The organism is Promicromonospora sp. NPDC060204 (assembly GCF_042728455.1).
Classification (GTDB): Bacteria; Actinomycetota; Actinomycetes; order Actinomycetales; family Cellulomonadaceae; genus Promicromonospora.
This window is the reverse complement of the sequence record NZ_JBHWZO010000103.1, coordinates 1-20,185: the sequence shown is the minus strand read 5'-3', so window position 1 is coordinate 20,185 and position 20,185 is coordinate 1. Positions and strand designations below refer to the sequence as shown.

Annotated in this window: 14 protein-coding genes; 9 read left to right on the top strand and 5 right to left on the bottom strand. The window is 72.0% G+C overall.

All coding sequences use genetic code 11. From position 1 onward, the window contains the following. Positions 1 to 77: 77 nt before the first annotated feature. From ACFWEJ_RS14700 to ACFWEJ_RS14685, 4 genes are all read right to left on the bottom strand, one after another. On the bottom strand, positions 78 to 851 hold the full coding sequence (locus ACFWEJ_RS14700; protein ID WP_377229944.1) for a hypothetical protein: 774 nt from the start codon (positions 849 to 851) through the stop codon (positions 78 to 80). 4 nt (positions 852 to 855) lie between these two features. Further along, positions 856 to 1,881, bottom strand: coding sequence for a hypothetical protein (locus ACFWEJ_RS14695; protein WP_377229943.1), 1,026 nt, complete (start codon positions 1,879 to 1,881; stop codon positions 856 to 858). Beyond that, complete coding sequence (locus ACFWEJ_RS14690) at positions 1,878 to 3,107, bottom strand: MFS transporter (RefSeq protein ID WP_377229945.1); 1,230 nt, start codon at positions 3,105 to 3,107, stop codon at positions 1,878 to 1,880. The genes ACFWEJ_RS14695 and ACFWEJ_RS14690 overlap by 4 nt, the downstream gene beginning before the upstream one ends. A 239-nt stretch (positions 3,108 to 3,346) precedes the next feature. Further along, on the bottom strand, positions 3,347 to 4,426 hold the full coding sequence (locus ACFWEJ_RS14685; RefSeq protein WP_377229942.1) for an acyltransferase family protein: 1,080 nt from the start codon (positions 4,424 to 4,426) through the stop codon (positions 3,347 to 3,349). A gap of 155 nt (positions 4,427 to 4,581) precedes the next feature. Here ACFWEJ_RS14685 and mfd point away from each other — a divergent pair, with 155 nt between their 5' ends. The 8 genes from mfd to ACFWEJ_RS14645 all read left to right on the top strand — a co-directional run bounded on the left by mfd (position 4,582) and on the right by ACFWEJ_RS14645 (position 15,129). Beyond that, entirely contained in the window at positions 4,582 to 8,181 is a 3,600-nt protein-coding gene (gene mfd / locus ACFWEJ_RS14680; protein WP_377229941.1) for a transcription-repair coupling factor, read from the top strand. Between the two features lie 115 nt (positions 8,182 to 8,296). Further along, entirely contained in the window at positions 8,297 to 9,232 is a 936-nt protein-coding gene (locus ACFWEJ_RS14675) for an ABC transporter substrate-binding protein (protein ID WP_377229940.1), read from the top strand. A 232-nt stretch (positions 9,233 to 9,464) separates the two neighbouring features. Next, entirely contained in the window at positions 9,465 to 10,004 is a 540-nt protein-coding gene (locus tag ACFWEJ_RS14670) for a peptidoglycan-binding protein (RefSeq protein WP_377229939.1), read from the top strand. A gap of 221 nt (positions 10,005 to 10,225) precedes the next feature. Further along, entirely contained in the window at positions 10,226 to 10,528 is a 303-nt protein-coding gene (locus tag ACFWEJ_RS14665; protein WP_377229938.1) for a helix-turn-helix transcriptional regulator, read from the top strand. 56 nt (positions 10,529 to 10,584) lie between these two features. Continuing rightward, the gene (locus ACFWEJ_RS14660) at positions 10,585 to 11,838 is read left to right on the top strand and encodes a type II toxin-antitoxin system HipA family toxin (protein WP_377229937.1); all 1,254 of its coding nucleotides are present in this window, start codon (positions 10,585 to 10,587) and stop codon (positions 11,836 to 11,838) included. 100 nt (positions 11,839 to 11,938) lie between these two features. Then, entirely contained in the window at positions 11,939 to 13,357 is a 1,419-nt protein-coding gene (locus tag ACFWEJ_RS14655) for an ATP-binding protein (RefSeq protein ID WP_377229936.1), read from the top strand. A gap of 46 nt (positions 13,358 to 13,403) precedes the next feature. Continuing rightward, entirely contained in the window at positions 13,404 to 14,264 is an 861-nt protein-coding gene (kynA, locus tag ACFWEJ_RS14650; RefSeq protein ID WP_377229935.1) for a tryptophan 2,3-dioxygenase, read from the top strand. Then, positions 14,257 to 15,129: a hydrolase gene (locus tag ACFWEJ_RS14645; protein ID WP_377229934.1), complete on the top strand. Its 873-nt coding sequence runs from the start codon at positions 14,257 to 14,259 to the stop codon at positions 15,127 to 15,129. The genes kynA and ACFWEJ_RS14645 overlap by 8 nt, the downstream gene beginning before the upstream one ends. Before the next feature lie 147 nt (positions 15,130 to 15,276). Here the strand turns inward: ACFWEJ_RS14645 and ACFWEJ_RS14640 are convergent, their stop codons facing one another. Beyond that, entirely contained in the window at positions 15,277 to 18,678 is a 3,402-nt protein-coding gene (locus ACFWEJ_RS14640; protein ID WP_377229933.1) for a discoidin domain-containing protein, read from the bottom strand. A 179-nt stretch (positions 18,679 to 18,857) separates the two neighbouring features. Between ACFWEJ_RS14640 and ACFWEJ_RS14635 the strand changes: the two genes are divergently transcribed. Then, complete coding sequence (locus ACFWEJ_RS14635; RefSeq protein ID WP_377229932.1) at positions 18,858 to 20,138, top strand: kynureninase; 1,281 nt, start codon at positions 18,858 to 18,860, stop codon at positions 20,136 to 20,138. Positions 20,139 to 20,185: the final 47 nt, after the last annotated feature.

Here is a 20,185-nt window from a genome sequence, read left to right as displayed (position 1 = left end):
GGCGGACGCTGCCCGTGCGGGCGGCGTCCGCCTCTCTCGTGCGGGCGGCTCAGCGGGCCGGGCTCAGCGGGCCGGGCTCAGCGGGCCGTCAGCGTGGCGAACACGGTGACCGCGCACCCGTCGCCGGCGCGGACGGTGGTGAGCACCACGCTGTCGCCCTTGCGGGTCAGGTCGACGACGGTGCGGCGGGGCCGGTTCGTCGTGTCCTTCTCGGCGAAGCCGCCGGAGGTGAACCAGGAGCGGTAGTCGAGCAGCACGTCGGTGCATGCGGCGTCGACGGTCGCGTCGAGCGTGACCTGGTAGCGGCCGTCCGCCCCCGTCACGGAGCTCGACTCGACGTCGGCCCCCTTCGGCACGAGCACGACGTCGTCGGGGAAGCCCGCCACGAGGCCGGCGGCGCTGCCGGTCCGCTGTCCGCCGCCGAGCCTCCCGGCGGCCGGTCCGGTGGCGTTGCCCAGGCCGTTCGCCGGCGACCCGTCCTGCGCCACGGGCGGGATCACCTCGCTGCCGTCGCCGCCGCTCTGCCCGTCGCTGCCGCCGTCCGGCATGGGCGCCGTGGCCCCCGTCTTCGTCGGCTCGGTCTCGGGTTCGGCGCTCGGCTCCGCGCTCGTGCCCGGTTCCGTGCTCGGCTCGGCCGACCCGGTGGCGGCGTCGTCCGGCTCGTCCGACGGCGTGGCCGAGGCCGTGCCGGGACTCGTCGCGGAGGCCGTGCCGTCGTCGGGCGTCCGGCCTGCCTCGGGCGTGCCGGTGCAGCCGGTCAGGACCAGGGCCGCGGCCAGCAGCGGTGCGGCGGCCGCGGTACTCCTGGCCGCAGTACTCCGGGCCGTGGTGCTCCTACGGTTCGTGCGCATGGTGTCATCCCCTGACCACGCTCGGGGACCAGGCCTGCGGGATCGCGACGGCCGGAGCCGCCGAGCCGTCCGCGGGCAGGGCCCAGACGTCGGTGGTGCCCGGCGCGTCGGCGCGGGGCAGCCCGTACAGGATCGTCGTGTCGTCGAGCCAGGTGATCTGGTCGTCGACGTTCCGCTCCTCGCCGTCCAGCACGGTGATCGCCATCGTGTCGAGGTCGAGCACCGCCGGGGTCCAGTGCGGCGTGGCCGCGCCGGGCTCCCGCGCGTCGTGCTTGAACGCCAGGCGGGTCCCGTCCGGCGACAACGAGGGGCACTCCACGCCGTCGAGCAGCGTGACGAGGGTGCGGTCGTCCAGGTCGCCCTGGACGAGCCAGGTGCGGCCGAGCGACTGCGACTGGACCGTCGCGTAGAAGGTCCGTTCGTCCACGAAGGTCACGCCCCACACGTTCCGGTCCACGGGGGCCACGGGCTCGCCGTCGACGAGCAGCGTGAAGTCCTCGAGGTTGCCGGACACGTCGGAGCCGTCGGCGCGGTGCACCGTCGTCTCCGTGGAGAAGCCCGTCGTGGCGTACGAGTGGCCGGTCACGAACGCCGTGGTGGCCACCAGGCCGTCCGGCGAGAGCCGGGTGCGGCTGGGGACGCCGGGCAGGGGCCAGCTCGCCGTGGGCTCCCACGCGTCGTCGAGCACCTCGGCCTCGTAGGTGGTGACGACGCCGCGCCGGGTGTGCAGGCAGACCGTCGTCTCGCCGTCGGAGTCCACGCGGTCGCAGACGGCGGGCGTCACCTCGCGGGGACCGGAGAGGTCGTCGAGCGCGACGGCGGACACCCGGCCGTACAGCTCGCCGGGCGCCGTGCCGCGGAACAGCACGTGCGGGCCGTCCAGCACGTCCTCGGCCACCTCGACCGCGCTGGGGGCGGCCTGCTCGGCCCGGGCGCGCAGCACCTCGGTGGTGACGTACCAGCCGGTGCCGGCCAGCACCACCACGGCCAGCGCGCCGAACGCCGTGCGCCGGGTCGCGTGCGGGCTCATGCGGGGGACTTCCGCAGCAGATAGGCGCAGACCGGGACGGCGAGCGCGAGCGCCGCCGTCGCGATCCACAGCGCGTCGACCCGGCCGGTCGCGTACCAGAGCACGCCGAACCCGGCGGAGGCGACCATCCGCGCGACGGCCGTGACCGTCTGGGCGGTGCCGATCGCGGTGCCGCGCACGGCCGCGGGGACCAGCGCGCTGGTCAGCGCGGACAGCACGCCGTCGGTCGCGGCGTAGAAGGCGCCGAGCAGGACCAGGGCGACCACCGTCGTCGTCGTGCCCGCGAACGGCGCGGCCGCGCACACGTACGCGGCGGCGAGCAGCACGTGCCCCCACACCAGTACGCGGGCCCGGCCGAAGCGGTCGGCGAACCGGCCGACGGGGGCCGCGAGCAGCATGTACACGGCGTTGGTGCCGACGTACAGCAGCGGGAACCACTGTGTCGCGAAGCCGTCGCGGTCCTGGAGCGCGAGGTAGACGAACCCGTCGCCCACGGTCAGCAGGCCCAGGAGCCCGGCGACGACGAGGAGGCGCACCGTGGCGCCGCCGCGCAGGAAGCTCCACGAGAACGGGCGCCCGGCGAGCTCCAGGCCGCCCGGCGCCTCGCACGTGCAGCCCTTGCACTTGGGCAGCCCGCGGGACTCGCGGGTGCGGTGGGTCCTCAGCCAGGCGGCCTGCCGGGGCCGGAGGTCCGGGACGAGGAGCACCAGGGCGCCGACGCCGAGCACCGCCGCACCGAGCGAGATCACGAAGACCGTCGTGTACCCGTCCGGGATGGCCCAGAGCACCACGAACGCGAGCAGGGGGCCGAGCGCGGCCCCCGCGGTGTCCAGCGCGCGGTGCACCCCGAAGGAGCGCCCGAGGTTGCGCGGGTTGGCCGACGCAGCGATGAGGGCGTCGCGCGGGGCCGTGCGCACGCCCTTGCCGACCCGGTCGGTGACCACGAGGCTCGCGATGGCCGGGAGGCCCGCGGCGAACAGCAGGCCGACGCGGGTCAGGGCGGACAGCCCGTAGCCGACCGCGGCGACCCACTTGGGCCGGTCGGTCCGGTCCGCCGCCCACCCGCCGGCCACCCGGACCAGGGCGCCGGCGCCCTGGACGAGGCCGTCGACCACGCCGTACGCGACCACCGACAGGCCCATCGCGGCGGTGACGTACAGGGGCAGGATCGCGGTGACCGCCTCGGAGGAGACGTCCGTCAGGAAGCTCACCACGCCGAGGGTCACGACCGTGGACGAGACCCGTCCGGCGCGGCGGCGCGCGGCGTCCGACCGGGCGGCTGGTCGCGTGCCCGGCCGTTCGGGGGACGGAGTTCCGGTCGGTGTGCCGGTCCCTCCCGGAGCAGCGCGGAGGAGCCCTGACATGTGGCTCAGGCTACGACCGGGGCCCCGGGTCACGACCGGTCAGGCAGGGGTGAACTGGGTTTCTCACCCGGGTGAGGCGGTTGCCCGGCGGGTCGACGTCGTCACCTTCCTGACCCGGCCAGCCACCCCGGCGGCGCGAACAGCCAGCGCGCGCCGGTCCGGGGCGCGAGCGCGCCCAGCCCCAGCCCGACGCCGATCGCCGCCGCCCAGAGGACCACGGGCAACCACTGCGACTGCGGCGCCGGGACCCAGACCGCGTTGCGGTACAGCAGGCAGAGCAGCGCGAGGACCACCGACGTGTGCGTGACGAAGACCGGCAGGGTGCGCGCGCCGATCCATTGCAGCCCGAGCGCCCCGGGTACGCGGGAGAGCAGCACGCTCACCGCCACCCCGGCCGGCACGCCGGCGACGTTGGCCAGCAGGTACACCCCGGGGACGTCGGCCAGGCCGAGGTCGCGCACCGCGATCTGGATGCCGAGCCAGAGGCCGACGGCGAGGAGCGCCCAGAGCCAGGTGACGCGCTCGGCGAACCGTTCGAGCAGCGGCCGCAGGTGCAGGCCCGCCAGGAAGAACACCGCGAACTGCGCCGTGCCGCGCCACGCGATGCTCTCCGGCTCCCAGCCGGCCAGCGCCCACCCGCTCACGGCCGCCGCCGCCAGCAGCTGCACCGGCACGGGGACCGGGCGCAGCAGGCGCGCGAGGACGAAGAACGCGGCCAGCGTCCAGAGGAACCACAGCTCCGACCGGGGGACCAGCAGCGACCAGGCGAGGTCGTGCGCGAGGGTGCCCCAGTCGGCGTCCGCCACCTGGTAGTAGCCCGTGAGCAGGCGCACCACCAGGGAGATCGGCTCCCACAGCACGAAGACCCAGGCGAAGTGGAGCAGCTTGCCGCGGGCCAGCCGCGACCACGGCGCCGTCGTCCACTTGCCCGCGAACATGCCGGCGACCGCGAAGAACAGCGGCATGCGCAGGCTGCGCAGCGTCTCGTTGACCTCGCGCAGGACGCTCACCTCGTATCCCGTGGACCACGTCCAGTTGGTCGCGTGGTAGAGCACGACCAGTGAGATGGCCAGGCCGCGCGCGGCGTCGGGCCAGGCGAGGCGGACGGCGCCGCGGCGCGCGAGAGCGGCGTCCCGCACCGCTGGCGTGCCGTGCCGCGGGGGACCGGAGGGGGTGAACATTGCCGGTCATCGTAGGACAGAGCGGGACGGAAGGCACCGCAAACTGCGGTGTCAGTGCCCAGGAGTAGCCTGGGACCCAGCCCCTCACCCCCTGACCCTCCCCGGGTCATGCCTGTGAAGGGCCCGTCGTCGTGCGCCCTCGAAGGAACAGATCTATGAACCTCACCGGCCTCCTCCCCACTCTCCTGCGCGATCCCGGCGCGTCCGCCGCCGTGGAGCACGTGCGCACCCGCGGCTTCGCGGACGTGGTGGGCCCGGTGGGGGTGCGTCCGCCGTTGCTGGTGGCCGCGGCCGAGCGGCGCCCCCTCGTGGTGGTGACCGCGACGGGCCGGGAGGCCGACGACCTGGCCGCGAGCCTGCGCGGCTATCTCCCCGAGGAGCGGGGCGACGAGGTCGCCGTGCTGCCCGCCTGGGAGACGCTGCCGCACGAGCGGCTCAGCCCGCGCGCCGACACCGTCGCGAAGCGCCTGGCCGTGTTCCGTCGGCTCGCGCACCCGGCCGAGGGGCACGGGCAGGCGAGCGAGGTCCGGCTGCTGGTGATGCCGGTCCGGGCCCTGCTCCAGCCCGTCGTCGAGGGCCTGGGGGAGCTGGCGCCGGTCCAGCTCGAGACCGGCACCACCGCCGACCTGACCGACGTGGCCGAGCGGCTCACCGCCGCCGCCTACACCCGGGTGGACATGGTGGAGCGGCGCGGTGAGTTCGCGGTGCGCGGCGGCATCCTCGACGTGTTCCCGCCCACGGAGGACCACCCGCTGCGGTGCGAGTTCTGGGGCGACGAGGTCACGGAGATCCGCTGGTTCGCCGTGGCCGACCAGCGCAGCCTGGAGATCGCGGAGCACGGCGTCTGGGCGCCGCCCTGCCGCGAGATCCTGCTGACGGACGCCGTCCGGGCCCGCGCGGCGGAGCTGGTGGAGACGCTGCCGGGCGCGGTCGAGATGCTCGACAAGCTCGCCGCCGGCGTGGCCGTGGAGGGCATGGAGTCGCTCGCCCCGGTGCTGGTGGACCGCATGGTCCCCGTGCTGGAGCTGGTGCCCGACGACGCGCTGCTCGTGGTCAACGAGCCCGAGCGCGTGCGGCGCCGTGCGCACGACCTCGTGGCGACCACCGAGGAGTTCCTCGCCGCCGCCTGGACCGGCGCTGTCGCCGGCGGCGCGGCCCCCATCGACCTGTCCGCGGCGTCCTTCGAGACCTTCGCCGAGGTGCGCGAGATCGCGGCCCGGCGCGGCCTGGGCTGGTGGACCCTCTCCTCCTTCACGCAGGACACGGAGCTCACCGACGGGTCCGACGACGCGTCGGCGGGCGCCGGCGAGACCGTGTTCACGATCAGCGCGCGCGACGTCGAGTCCTACCGCGGCGACCTCGCCCGCGCCCTGGACGACGTGCACGGGCTGCAGGTCGCGAGCTGGCGCCTCGTGCTGACCACCGAGGGCCACGGCCCGGCCAAGCGCATGACCGAGCAGCTCTCCGCGGCCGGCACCGCGGCCCGGCTGGCCGTGTCGCTGGAGGAGGAGCCCGAGCCCGGCGTCGTGCACGTGCTGGCCGGCGGCGTGGGCAAGGGCTTCGTGGCGCCCGAGCTCCGGCTCGCGGTCTTCTCCGAGCAGGACCTCACCGGGCGGGCCGGCTCGGGCACGCGAGACATGCGCAAGATGCCCAGCCGGCGCCGCAACGTGGTGGACCCGCTCCAGCTCAAGGCGGACGACTACGTGGTGCACGAGCAGCACGGTGTCGGCCGGTTCGTCGAGATGGCCCAGCGCACCATGGGCACCGGCGGCAACCGGGCCACCCGCGAGTACCTCGTGATCGAGTACGCGAGCAGCAAGCGCGGCCAGCCGGGAGACCGGCTGTTCGTGCCCACCGACCAGCTCGACCAGGTCACCAAGTACACCGGCGCGGAGTCGCCGTCGCTGTCCAAGATGGGCGGCGCCGACTGGAAGAACACCAAGGCCAAGGCCCGCAAGCACGTGCGCGAGATCGCGAGCGAGCTGATCCGGCTCTACAGCGCGCGCATGGCGACCGAGGGCCACGCCTACGGCCCCGACACCCCGTGGCAGCGCGAGCTGGAGGACGCGTTCGCCTACGTCGAGACGCCCGACCAGCTCGCCACCATCGACGAGGTCAAGGCCGACATGGAGAAGTCCGTGCCGATGGACCGCCTGGTGTGCGGCGACGTCGGGTACGGCAAGACGGAGATCGCCATCCGGGCCGCCTTCAAGGCGGTGCAGGACGGCAAGCAGGTCGCCGTGCTGGTGCCCACGACGCTCCTGGTGCAGCAGCACTTCGAGACCTTCTCCGAGCGGTACACCGGGTTCCCCGTGACCGTGCGGGCGCTCAGCCGCTTCCAGTCGGCCAAGGAGTCCGAGGAGACGCTCGCCGGGCTCAAGGACGGCAGCGTCGACATCGTGATCGGCACCCACCGCCTCATCACCGGGTCCGTCGCCTTCAAGGACCTGGGCCTCGTGGTCATCGACGAGGAGCAGCGCTTCGGCGTCGAGCACAAGGAGACGCTCAAGCAGCTCCGCACCAACGTGGACGTGCTGGCCATGTCCGCGACCCCGATCCCGCGCACGCTGGAGATGGCGGTGACCGGCATCCGCGAGATGTCCACGCTGGCCACGCCCCCGGAGGAGCGCCACCCCGTGCTCACCTACGTGGGCGCCTACGAGGAGAAGCAGATCGCGGCCGCCCTGCGCCGCGAGCTGCTGCGCGAGGGCCAGGTCTTCTACGTGCACAACAAGGTGGAGACCATCCAGCGTGCCGCGTCCCGCCTGAGCGAGCTCGTGCCCGAGGCCCGGATCGGCGTGGCCCACGGCAAGATGAGCGAGCACCAGCTCGACCAGGTCATCCGCGCCTTCTGGGAGAAGGAGCTCGACGTGCTCGTGTGCACCACGATCATCGAGACCGGCCTGGACATCTCCAACGCCAACACCCTGATCCTGGAGCGCTCCGACATGCTGGGCCTGTCCCAGCTCCACCAGCTCCGCGGGCGCGTCGGCCGCGGGCGCGAGCGCGCCTACGCCTACTTCCTGTACCCGCCCGAGAAGCCGCTCACCGAGACGGCACACGACCGCCTCGCCACCATGGCCGCCCACACCGACCTCGGCGCGGGCATGCAGATCGCCATGAAGGACCTCGAGATCCGCGGTGCGGGCAACCTGCTCGGCGGCGAGCAGTCCGGCCACATCGCCGGCGTCGGCTTCGACCTCTACGTGCGCATGGTGGGCGAGGCCGTGTCCGCGTTCCGCGGTGACACCGAGGAGGAGGCGCCCGAGGTCACCATCGAGCTGCCCGTCGACGCGCACCTGCCCGAGGCCTACATCGCCACCGAGCGGCTGCGGCTGGAGGCGTACAAGAAGATCGCCGCCGCGCACGACGCCGGGGCGCTCGCGGAGGTCCGCGCCGAGCTCACCGACCGTTACGGCGTCCTGCCCGAGGTCGCGGACGCGCTGTTCGACGTCGCCGACTTCCGCAACCACGTGCGGGAGGCCGGGCTCTCGGACATCACGGCCCAGGGCAAGTACATCCGGTTCGCGCCGGTCAACCTGCCGGAGTCGGCGCAGCTCCGGCTCAAGCGGCTCTACCCGGGCACCATCCTCAAGCCGGCCATCCGGGCCATCCTCGTGCCGTTCCCGACGACGGCGCGGATCGGCGGGCGCCCGCTGCGCGGGACCGAGGTGCTGGAGTGGGCCCGCGGCCTCATCGACGCGGTGATTCTGGCGGACGTGGCGGCTGCCGCTAAGGTCGGCACACGCTCGTGACCCCAGGCCTCGCGTCCGTGGGATAGGTGAAACTCGAATTCACAGCAACTCACCCGGACCGTATAGGCTCCACCCGCGTAACCCGCTCATCATGTCGTTTCGTGGAGGACACCGCATGGCACTCGGACATCGCGTGCGTGGACACCGTGCACGCGCGGTCACCGGCTCGATCGCGGCGCTGGCCGCGCTCGGCGGCCTGCTGACCGGCTGCGCGACCGATTCTGCCGAGTCGGCGGAGAACACCGCGGTCGAGGTGCGCCCGGAGCTGCGCGCCCTGCTGCCGGGCGAGCTGCGGGCCGAGTCGGCACGCATCGCCGTCGGTACGGAGTCGGGCTACCCGCCCTTCGAGTACACGAACGAGGCCGGCCGCATCGTCGGCTTCGAGATCGATCTGTTCGACGCCGCGTCGAAGCGCCTGGGCCTGAAGTACAACTTCGTGGACATGCCCTGGGACTCGCTGGTCGACGAGCTGTACGCGAGCAACGTGGACGTGGTGGCGGCCGCGATGTCGGACACCCCCGAGCGGCAGGCCGACTCCGACTTCGTCGACTACTACAACGACAGCGACGCGATCATGGTCCCGGCGGGCAACCCCGAGGGCATCAAGAACCTCAAGGACCTGTGCGGCCGTCCGGTGGCTGTGCTCGGTGGCACCAACCCGAACGACTACACGTCCCAGCAGACGGCACTCCTCGCGCTCAACGAGAAGGAGTGTCAGGCCAATCCGATCACGATCACGCCGTTCGGCACCGATGCCGAGGCGCTCGAGCAGGTTCAGGCAGGCACCGCCGACGCGGAGCTCACCCAGTGGTCGACGGGTGCGTACAACGCCAAGCAGGTCGGCTCGGGCGACATCTTCCAGGTGGCCAACACCGAGATCATCAACCCGACGCCGCTCGGGTTCCGGTTCCTCAAGGGCGACGTCGAGATGGTGCGGGCCTACCAGGCCGCGGTGCAGAGCATCATCGACGACGGCACCTACGCCGAGATCCTGGCGAAGCACGACCTCTCGGTCGGCGCCCTCGACAAGGCGACCGTCAACGGGCAGTGACGCGCCGCTGAACGCCACACCGAACGGGCCGTCCCACACACCGTGGGGCGGCCCGTTCCGTCGCTTCGGAAGCGCACGTCCGGATCAGGCCAGGCACAGCGATCACCGGCGGCTGACAGCGGTGCCCCGTGTCCGATTTGTTATGAATTTTACTAGTTTTCGCGCTTCTCTTGGGTGAGGATTGGCATCGCGCGATGTGGTTGGGCGCAGCGGCTGATCAAAGGAGCAATGCATGAAGATGCGAAAGCGCATCCTGGTATCCCTACTGGCGATGTCGTTCGTCGTGTTGGGAGGTGCTGGCACGGCTGCCTATGCATCCCCGGGTTCAGGGGTGATCGATGGGAACGGGGACGGCCCTGGCGACGACTGGGCAGGTGAGGGCGTCCTGTGTGACACCAACGTCGAGCCGACCGGCTGTGGTTACCGTAACTCGAACGCCACGGGGCTGTGGCAGGCGTACTTGACTGCGAACGGCTACCTCAGCCCTTCCCAGATCGACTGCTACTTCGGAACCACCACGCGGAACGCGACGATCGAATACCAGAAGGACCACTCTTCGCTGGACGCGGACGGAGTTGTCGGCCCTGCGACGTTTGGCGTTGCGGACAATGCACTTGTTCGCAGCGGAGCGCACGACATCATCCTCGACGGATCGGTGCGCACCGTCGTATTCGGTCGGAACTCTGAAGCGAATGGCTTCGGCTACTCGTTCCCGGGTGGTCTCGTCAGTCTGACCTCGGCGACCTACGCGACGCGTGGCTCTGCCTGCTGAAGCTTGCTGATGTAGTTCTGAGTCCGGAGCGGGCCGCCCCACACACTGTGGGGCGGCCCGTTCTGCGTCTCCGCAAGGCCGCTCGTGCGCCCTGGCGACGTCGTGCCGGCGGCCCTTCGTGGTTCCGTCCTCAGAACACCCGCTCCGCATCGCGAAATAACGGCCACCCTGGTGACCGTTAGGGGGCCCGTCGGTTAGCCTGATAACCGAAAGGAGCAGTCATGGCCAGAACATCCCTTCGCACCCAGCGCGATCTCGCGTCGCTCGGCGACCACGTGCGCGCCTGGCGCAAGATCCACGGCCTCACGGCCCAGCTCGTCGCCGACCGTGCGGGCATCACGCGCACGACGCTGCGAGCCATCGAGACCGGCACGGGAACGGTCAGTCTCGAGAACACGTTCGCGGTGCTGCGGGTCCTCGGCGTCGCCGACGCCATCGTCGGCGCGAGCGACCCGCTGACCACCGAGATGGGCCGGTTCCACGCGGACCGGGCCCTGCCACAGCGGGTGAGAGTCCCCAACTGAGCACACCGGGCCCGGTCCGACCGGGCAGCCCGAACGAACCGAGAAGGTGATCGCCGTTGTCGATACGTGTCGAGGTCGAGCTGCCCGGCGGCGGACAGGTCCGCGCCGGTGACCTCGACATGCATCTCAACCGCGGCGGCGCCCTCGTCGGCTGCACGTTCCGCTACGACGCCGCGTACCTCCGCGACCCGCGCGCGTACCCGCTGTGCCCCGAGCTGCCCCTGACGCCGGGCAACATACCGTCGGGCAGCGACCGGCCCCTCTTCGGCGTCCTCGCCGACTGCCAGCCCGACCAGTGGGGCCGCACCCTGCTGTTCAACGCGGAGCGGCGCGCCGCCCGGGCGGAGGGTCGCGGCTTCATGACGCTGACCGAGGTGGACTTCCTGCTCGGCGTGCAGGACGAGACCCGGCTGGGCGCGCTGCGCTTCTCGCTCGACGACGGCAAGACGTTCATGGGCCCGCCCCGCGCGGAGGTCCCCGACCTGGTGGACCTGCCCTCGCTGACCGACGCCGCGGACGCCGTCGCGCAGCACCGCGAGACCGACCACGACGTGCGGCTGCTGGTCGCCGCGGGCACCTCCATGGGCGGCGCCCGCCCCAAGGTGACCGTGAAGGACGCCGAGGGCGACCTGTGGATGGCCAAGCTGCCCGAGACCGGCGACCGCTGGGACGTGCAGGCGTGGGAGTACCTGACGCTGCGGCTGGCGTCGGACGCCGGCATCGAGGTGCCGGTCGCGCGGCTGCACCGCATCGGCCCGTCGCGCTCCATCCTGCTCACCCGCCGCTTCGACCGGCGGCCGGACCGCGGGCGGATCGGCTTCCTGTCCGCGGACAGCCTCACGCAGAAGGCGTTCTTCGAGGTCATCGACTACCGCACGCTCGCGGAGACGCTGGCGGACCACTCCGGGCGGCCGGCCACCGACGGGCACGACCTGTTCCGCCGCGTCGCGTTCACGCTGCTCGTGCGCAACGTGGACGACCACATGAAGAACCACGGTTTCCTGCGCCGCGCGGACGGCTGGTCGCTGTCCCCGCTGTTCGACGTGAACCCCAACCCGTTCGCCGTCGTGGAGTCCACGCCGCTGCGCCCGGGCAGCACCCGGATCGACCGGGACGTGCGCGTGCTGCTGGCCACGGCCGACTCCTACGGCCTGCGGCAGGACGACGCGCGGGGCGTGCTCGCCGAGGTGGCCGCGGCGACGTCGGGCTGGTCGCGGATCGCGCGCGACATGTCCCTGCCGCCGGAGGAGATCGCGCTGATGGCGGAGGCGTTCGAGAACCCCAACCGGGACGAGGCGCAGGCGGCCTGACAGGCGTCCCCGGTTGCCGCCGGCAGCTCGTCACAATACTCTCACCAATGAGAGTCTCAATCACGAGACTCTCATTGGTGAGAGTAACTAGGGGTGGCGTGTGAACGGCTTCATCGGACGTGACGCCGAGCTCGGGGTACTGCGCGACAAGCTGCGCGTCGTCAGCTCGGGCGAGCACGATCGGCCCGGACGCGCGTTGCTCATCCGGGGTCGCCGTCGGGTCGGAAAATCCCGGCTGGTCGAGCAGTTCGTTGATGGAGCAGGCCTTCCATACGTCTACTTCACTGCCGTCGGAGGGAACCGGAACGGCGACCTGGCGGGGTTCGTGGACGAGATCGCAGCGTCGAACCTGCCCGATGCCGCTATCGCCCTGGATTTCGCTGCCCCTGACACCTGGGACGCGGCATTTCGCGTGCTTGCCTCGCTCCTGCCGCAGGACTCACCAAGCGTGGTGGTGCTGGACGAGGTTCCCTATCTGGTCCGAGAGGATGACGCGTTCGAGGGCGCGCTCCAGAAGGTGTTCGACCGCACCCTGTCGAAGCTCCCGGTCCTGCTGATCCTCATCGGGTCGGACATCGCGATGATGGAGGGTCTCAACACCCACGGGCGCCCGTTCTACCAGCGTGGTGTCGACATGATCGTGCCTCCGCTCACCCCTCGCGATGTGGCTGCCATGCTCGACCTATCTGCCGCGGACGCCTTCGACGCTTACCTCGTAACCGGAGGACTTCCGCTGCTCCTGACGGAGTGGGAGAGCGGGATGTCGCTCTGGGACTATCTCGCACGGTCCCTGCAGAGTCCGACGTCGGCACTGCTCGTGAGCGGAGAGCGCACACTTGCCGCCGAGTTCCCGTCGGAGACGCAGGCGCGTGCCGTGCTCTCCGCGATCGGTCACGGGGAACGCACGTACTCGCTGATCGCCCGGGAGTCGAACGTCGGCCCGAACGTACTGTCCAGATCGCTCCAGCTGCTGGTCCAGAGACGCATGGTCGTCGCGCAGACGCCCTTGTCGACGAAGCCGAGCAAGGAGACCCGCTACTGGATCGACGATCCCTACCTTCGCTTCTGGCTCTCGTTCGTCCAGCCAGGGTTTCCGCAGATCGAACGAGGGCGGGGCGATCGGGTCCTGCAGACCGTCCGGGACCGGTGGACGACCTGGCGTGGCCGTGCCGTCGAACCAGTCATCCGGGATGCTCTGTGGCGCCTGGCCGGTGATGAGCTCGTACCCGGGACCAACGTGGTCGGAGGCTACTGGACCCGGACGAACGACCCGGAGATCGACCTCGTTGGTGCAGATAGAGGTCCCGTCGCCAAGCGTGTGACCTTCGTCGGCTCGATCAAGTGGCTGGAGTCCCGGCCGTTCGACCACCGGGACGCGTCACGTCTGGTCGTGCACCGCTCTCAGCTGCCCGGAGCGACCGACGGCACGCCGCTGCTCGCCGTGTCGCGGAGCGGCAGCACGGCCGATGGCGTCGCCGTCGTGTCGCCCGAAAAGCTGCTGGCCGCATGGGACAGCTAGGACACCAGGCGCAGGCGGCCTGACCGCGCGGGGTTACGCTCGCGTCATGAGCGGCAACACCCGGCCCATCGAGGCCTCCATCCGTACGGACTTCCGCGACGAGATGGACTACGGCTCCTACCTGGGGCTCGACGCGCTCCTCTCGGCGCAGCACCCGGTGAGCGACCCGCCGCACCACGACGAGCTCCTGTTCATCATCCAGCACCAGACCACGGAGCTGTGGCTCAAGCTGGTGGTGCACGAGCTGCTGGGCGTGCGGCGGTTCCTGGACGCCGACGACCTGCCCCGTGCCCTCAAGGGCCTGGCCCGGGTCAAGCACATCCAGCGCACCATCACCGAGCAGTGGTCCGTCCTGGCGACCCTGACCCCGAGCGAGTACGCGGAGTTCCGCGGATCCCTGGGGCAGTCCTCGGGATTCCAGTCCCACCAGTACCGCGCCGTGGAGTTCCTGCTGGGCAACAAGCACGCCGGGATGCTCCAGGTCTTCCGGGACAAGCCCGAGATCCACGCCCAGCTCGCGCAGCTCCTGCAGGAGCCCACGGTCTACGACGCGTTCCTCCGCCTGCTGGCACGGCGCGGGCACGCCGTCCCGGCCGAGATCCTGGAGCGCGACGTCACGCAGGCCTGGACCGAGCACCCCGAGCTGATCACCGTCTTCAAGACGATCTACGAGGACCCGCACGCCTACTGGGAGCTGTACGAGGCGTGCGAGGACCTGGTCGACATCGAGGACGCGTTCCAGCTCTGGCGCTTCCGCCACCTGCGCACGGTGCAGCGCACCATCGGGTTCAAGACCGGCACGGGCGGCTCCAGCGGCGTCGGCTTCCTCAAGCGCGCGCTGGACCTGACGTTCTTCCCCGAGCTCATCTCGGTCCGCACCGAGATCGACGGTCCGCTCGGTGCCTGAGGCGGTTCCGGGCACGCTGCCCGGCACGACGCTCCCGGGCGTCGTCGACCACCACGTGCACCTGGGCCTGGTCGACCGGGCGCCGCTGGCCGACGGGCCGGTCGTCGAGGTGCACGACCTCGGCTGGGACCCGCGCGAGGTGGCCGCCTGGGCGGCCGCGCCGCCGTCGGGCCTGCGGATCCGGTACGCCGGGCCGTTCCACACCGCGCCCGGCGGGTACCCGACCGGCCGCTCCTGGGCGCCCGACGCCGCGGTGCGGCACGTCGCCGCACCCGGCGAGGCGGTTGCGGCGGTGGCCGACGTCGTCGCCGCGGGCGGCTTCGCGGTCAAGGTCGCCCTCCACGCGGGCATGTCCCTGCTGGCCGACGACGTGCTGCGGGCGCTCGTGGACGCGGCGCACTCGGCGGGCCTGCCTGTCCTCGTCCACGCCGAGGGAGCGGGCCAGGCGGAGCGGGCGATCGACGCGGGCGCGGACACGCTGGTGCACGTGCCGTGGACGGAGCCGCTGCCGGCCGAGGTGATCGCCCGCGCCGTCCACATGACCTGGATCTCCACCTTCGCGATCCACGACGCGCCCGGCGGTTCCGTCGGTCTGGACCGCGCGCTCGACAACGCGCGCCGGTTCGTCGCTGCGGGCGGGCGCCTCGTGTACGGCACGGACCTGGGCAACGGGCCCGCGCCGGCCGGGGTGAACGAGCGCGAGATCGAGCTGATCGGTGCCGTGGGCTTGACGGGGGAGGCGCTGCGCCGCGCCGTCCTCGGCCCGCCGGACGCCGTCCCCGCGTTGACCGCCCCGCTGCCGATCCCGGACACAGCGACCGACCTGATCGCCTGGCTCCGCGCGTCCGCCCGCATACCCCACTGACTCGCCACCCCTCGGACGCCGAGTCAGCAAGATGGTCCGACCACCCGACTGACTCGACGGATGGGATACGCCGAGTCAGCCGGATGGTCGGACCACCCCGCTGACTCGGCCGAGGGGAGATGGCGAGTCAGCGGGGTGGTCGGTGACCTAGTTGCGGTTGATCGTGAACGTCGACGTCGGGTTCTCGATGTCGCGGAAGTTGTTCCCGAACGTCAGCCCGTTGAACGTCGCCGACCCGACCGCCGGACCCTGGCCCGCCTCCGGCAGCGGGTTGGCCCAGATGCCGTAACCCGACTTGGCGTCGTAGGCGTCACCGCTGCGCTGGGCGCCGGTGATCGACACGTCGGTGAACACGGTGTCCTGCACCGGGTTGACCGGCTGCCCGCCGATGTACTGGGTCTGGAACATGATCCCGGAGTACGTCGGGTCCACGATGTCGAGGTCGTTCACCCGGATGGCGGTGAACGTCTTCGACGCCGAGAACAGCCACACCGCCGGGAACACCTGCGCGCCCCAGAAGTGCCCGCCGGAGCGCACCACGGAGATGCCCTCGAAGACGGTCGGCGCGGGGCCGAACCCCTCCATCGGGTACCCGAAGTCCAGCGAGCTGACCGTCACGCCCGAGTAGACGAGCGTGTCGGCGATGTAGATGTTGCGGAACGTGTTGTCCTGCCCGCCGTAGACGGCCAGGCCCGCGGCCCGCCAGGTGTTCGTGGACGTCAGGTTCTCGAACACGTTGCCGCGCTGGCCGCTGCCCCCGGCGTCGGTCGCCGCGAACAGGGCGAACGAGTCGTCGCCGGTGCCCCGCGCCTGGTTGTTGTGCACGTGGTTGTTCGCGCTGCCGTTGGTCATGTTCAGCGCGTCGGCGAACGTGTTCCGGATCCGGGAGTCCTTGATCTCCGAGTCGTCCATGTTGGCGGCCCAGAACATGCAGATCATGTGCTCGACCCAGATGTTGTCGATCGTCATGTCCCGCACGTTGGCGAAGTCGAACACCTTGCCGGGGCCGTCGATCCGCGACGTGTAGTTGCCGTAGTAGGCGAAGTCGCGGAACGTCGAGCCGTTCGCCGTCCCCTCGGCCCGGAAGCCGATGTCGGTGTTCTCCTGGCCCGCCGGGGCGAGGAACCGCGTGAACCACGGCCCGGCGCCCACGATGTCGACGGCCTTGCCGTAGACCTGGAACTTGCTGGCGGTCTGGTAGTCGCCCGCGGGCAGGTAGACGCCAGCCAGGGTGCCGGTCGTGTCCATCCGGAACCGGTCGAGCGCGTTCTGCACGTCCTGGTGCGTGAACCCGGCGGGCTGCACGTACCGGGCCGGGTCCGGGTTGGCCTGCGCCGTCGCCTGCTCCAGGTCCACGAAGTCGACCGTGTATGGCCCGGGGTTGCTCGCCGTCTTCTGCAGGCGGATCGTCGATCCGGCCGGGACGTTCCGCCCGAGCAGGGCGTTCGCCTCGTCGTAGATATGCCGCGGGGCACCCTGTCCGGGCTGGTTGCCCGGGCTGGCCTCGTTGCCGTACAGCCACGCGTAGCGCGAGGTCAGGTCGATGTTCTTGACGAACTGCCCGTCCACGTAGACCCCGAGCGAGCCGCTGGTGCCGCCGCCGCCCGCGGCGTCGGGCATCGAGAAGCGCACCACCAGGGAGTTGCTGGGTGCCCGCGTGGTCCACTCGACGTACGCGCCGGTCTGGCCGAGCGTGACCGCCTTGCGGCCGGAGGCCTCGCCGGCCAGGTCGCCGACGACGCGGTTGGGCCCGATCGCGGTCGCCCCGCCGCCGGCCGCGCCGTCCTCCGCCTCGTAGGTGTCGAACGGCAGGTTCGCGCCGCGGCCGATGAACAGCGACCGCGTCACCTCGTTGTTCGCCCGCTTCGCGGCGACCTCGGTGGGGTCGGGCGCTGCGGTGACGGTGACGTCGAACGAGCCGTCGGCCGCCGTCCAGGTGCCCAGGTTCACGCTCTGGCTGGTGGCGCCCGGTGCGATGGCCCCGGAGACCGAGCCCGTCAAGGTGCGCACCACCGCGCCGGAGCCGTTCCGCAGCACCACGGTCAGGCCGTGCGCGCCGGACGACGCCGCGACGGTGCCGCGGTTCGCGATCGTCGCCGAGAACGTGACGGTCTCGCCCGCCGCGGGCGTGGTCGGCGTCCACGACACGGTCGGGACCAGGTCGGAGCTGGCGATCTCGGTGACCACCAGCGGGTCCGGCCGCGTGTAGCCGTTGTCGGTCTCCGACTGCTCGGCCACGGCACCCGACGGGTCCGCCTCCGCGCCGATCTCGTACGACCCCGCCACCAGCATGCCGACGTCGGCCGTGACCGTGGCCTGCGCGCCCGCGGCGAGCGCGCCCACCTGGCCGGTCGCCACCTCGTCGCCGTCCACGGTGAACGACACGTCCGTGGCCGTCGAGGCCCGGGTGCCGATGTTCTTCACGACGGCGGAGAGGGTCACGTCGTCCGACTCCGTGGGTGATGCCGGGGTGGCCGAGACGCCCGTGACCGTGAGGTTCGGGTTGGCCGCCGGCGTGCCGAACACCTGCAGCTCCGCCACCTGTCCGTTGCCCGAGCCCGTGTTCGCGGTGAAGCGCAGGCGCACCTCCCGCGCGGTACCCGTGACCGGCACGGTCACGGTGTTGCCCGTCGCGGGGGAGAAGGCGCGCGCGGCCGACGGCGCGAGCGTGCTCCACGCGTCACCCGACCCGGTCCGGCCCTGCACCTCGAAGGTCTGCGTGCGCGGCCCCCACGCCGTGGCCGGCGGCAGCTTCACGACGACGTCGCTCAGCTCCGCCGCGGACTCCAGCGTCACCGCCAGGGTGCTCGGGTACTGCCCGCCCGCACCCTCCCAGTAGGTGCTGGTGTTGCCGTCGTTGGCGTTGGTCGCGACGTACGTCCACTCCGTCGACGACGCCGCGATGGCGCGGCCCGCCGCCAGGTCCGTGCCGACCGGCTCCTGCGGCTCCTCCGGGTCGGGGACGTCCCGCGTGCCGCGCACCTCCAGCTCCGAGAGCTGCCCGGCGGGCCAGCCCGTGTTCGCCGTGATCGCGACCCGCACGTAACGGGCGTCCGTGTTCGGCACGTCGATCGTCACCGTGTTGCCCGACGCCGGGTCGAACCGGCGGGCGGCGCTCGCGGACAGCGTGGTGAACGTGGCGCCGTCGGCGCCTGCCTGCACCGACAGGGTCTGCGTGCGGGCCTCCCAGCCGGCGGGGAGCTTGAGCACCACCTCCTCGACCGTGGCCCCGCTGCCGAGATCGACCTGCGCCCACTGCGGCAGGCTGTTGTTGGTCGACTCCCAGTACGTGGCCGCGTTGCCGTCGGTGAGGTTGTCGGCCAGGTAGGGCGCGTTGGTGCTGCTGGCCGCGGCGGCGGCGCCCGCGGACAGGACGGCGGGCGCGGCGGCGGCCGGCGTCGTCGTCGGTACGAGGACGACCGCGGCGAGGGCCGTCGCGGTGAGTGCGGACAGGAGCCCGGGGGCGAGCCCTCGTCGTGGTGCATGGCGCGTGGTGGAGCGGAACATCATCGTCCCCGATCTCCCGTCGTCGTCGACGGGCGTCGTCACCAGGATTGACCTTGGGTACTTGCCATGGTTCTGTACGTAAAACCGCATACTCTTGTCGAGTTCTTGCGTTTGATTGGCACGGACATTACTGATGCCGGGACTGGGGCGTCAAGGGTTCCGCGGGGTCTGCCGCGCACAGGACGTACGCTCGGGCCGGAACCGATCGACCTGGAGCCTCCGTGACCGACACCGCACCGTCCGCCGACCTGCCCGCGCCGCCGTCCGACGCCGCCTTGCCCGTGGCGCTGCCTGCCGCGCTGCGCGACCGCGCCGCCGCGCTCGACGCCGCCGACCCGCTGGCGCGCTACCGCGACCTCTTCGCCCCGAGCGACGGCCTGGTCGCCTACCTCGACGGCAACTCGCTGGGCCGGCCGCTGACCGCTACCCGCGAGCGGCTGGCGTCGTTCGTGGACGGGCCGTGGGCCGCGCGCCTGATCCGGTCCTGGGACGAGGGCTGGATGGACGCGCCGACGGAGCTCGGCGACACGCTCGGCCGCGTCGCGCTGGGCGCGGCGCCGGGGCAGACCGTCGTCGCGGACTCCACGACCGTGCTGCTCTACAAGCTGGCCCGCGCCGCCGTCGACGCGCGGCCCGGCCGCACCGTGATCGTCGCCGACACGGAGAACTTCCCCACGGACCGGTTCGTGCTCCAGGGCATCGCGGCCGAGCGCGGCCTGGAGCTCCGCTGGATCACGCCCGACGCCGAGGCCGGCGTGACGGCCGACGAGGTGGCGGCCGCCGTCGGCCCGGACACGGCGCTCGTGCTGCTCAGCCACGTCGCGTTCAAGTCCGGCTACATCGCCGACCTGCCCGCGATCACGCGCGTCGTCCACGATGCCGGGGCGCTGGTCCTGTGGGACCTGTGCCACTCGGCGGGCTCGGTCCCGCTGGACCTGGACGCCGACGGCGTGGACATCGCCGTCGGCTGCACCTACAAGTACCTCAACGGCGGGCCGGGCTCGCCCGCCTTCGCCTACCTGGCCGCCGGCCTGCAGGACGAGGTGCGCCAGCCGGTCCAGGGCTGGATGGGGGCCGCCGACCCGTTCGCGATGGGTCCCGAGTACGAGCCCGCCACCGGGATCCGGCAGCTCATCAGCGGCACGCCGCCCGTCATCGGGATGCTGCCGATGCGCGACATGCTCGCCCTGATCGAGGAGGCCGGCATGCCGGCCGTGCGCGAGAAGTCGCTCGCGCTGACCGCCTTCGCGATCGAGATCGCCGACGAGCACCTGCCCGGCGTGCGCGTCGCCTCGCCGCGCGACCCCGAGCGCCGGGGCAGCCACGTGATGCTCGACCACCCCGACTTCAAGCGAGTGGTCGCGCAGGCCTGGGAGCGGGGCGTGATCCCGGACTTCCGCCCGCCGCAGGGCCTCCGCGTAGGGCTCTCCCCGCTGAGCACGAGCTTCACGGAGGTCGCGGAAGGCCTCTGGACGATCCGCACCCTGACCCTCCCTCGTTGAGTGCTGGGTATTTGCGCCCTCGAACCGTTTCGACAGCGCAAATACCC

Coding starts and splice junctions, on each gene's coding strand:
- ACFWEJ_RS14700 (WP_377229944.1), bottom strand. CDS start 851: ATGCGCACGAACCGTAGGAGCACCACGGCCCGGAGTACTGCGGCCAGG.
- ACFWEJ_RS14695 (WP_377229943.1), bottom strand. CDS start 1,881: ATGAGCCCGCACGCGACCCGGCGCACGGCGTTCGGCGCGCTGGCCGTG.
- ACFWEJ_RS14685 (WP_377229942.1), bottom strand. CDS start 4,426: ATGTTCACCCCCTCCGGTCCCCCGCGGCACGGCACGCCAGCGGTGCGG.
- mfd (WP_377229941.1), top strand. CDS start 4,582: ATGAACCTCACCGGCCTCCTCCCCACTCTCCTGCGCGATCCCGGCGCG.
- ACFWEJ_RS14675 (WP_377229940.1), top strand. CDS start 8,297: ATGGCACTCGGACATCGCGTGCGTGGACACCGTGCACGCGCGGTCACC.
- ACFWEJ_RS14670 (WP_377229939.1), top strand. CDS start 9,465: ATGAAGATGCGAAAGCGCATCCTGGTATCCCTACTGGCGATGTCGTTC.
- ACFWEJ_RS14665 (WP_377229938.1), top strand. CDS start 10,226: ATGGCCAGAACATCCCTTCGCACCCAGCGCGATCTCGCGTCGCTCGGC.
- kynA (WP_377229935.1), top strand. CDS start 13,404: ATGAGCGGCAACACCCGGCCCATCGAGGCCTCCATCCGTACGGACTTC.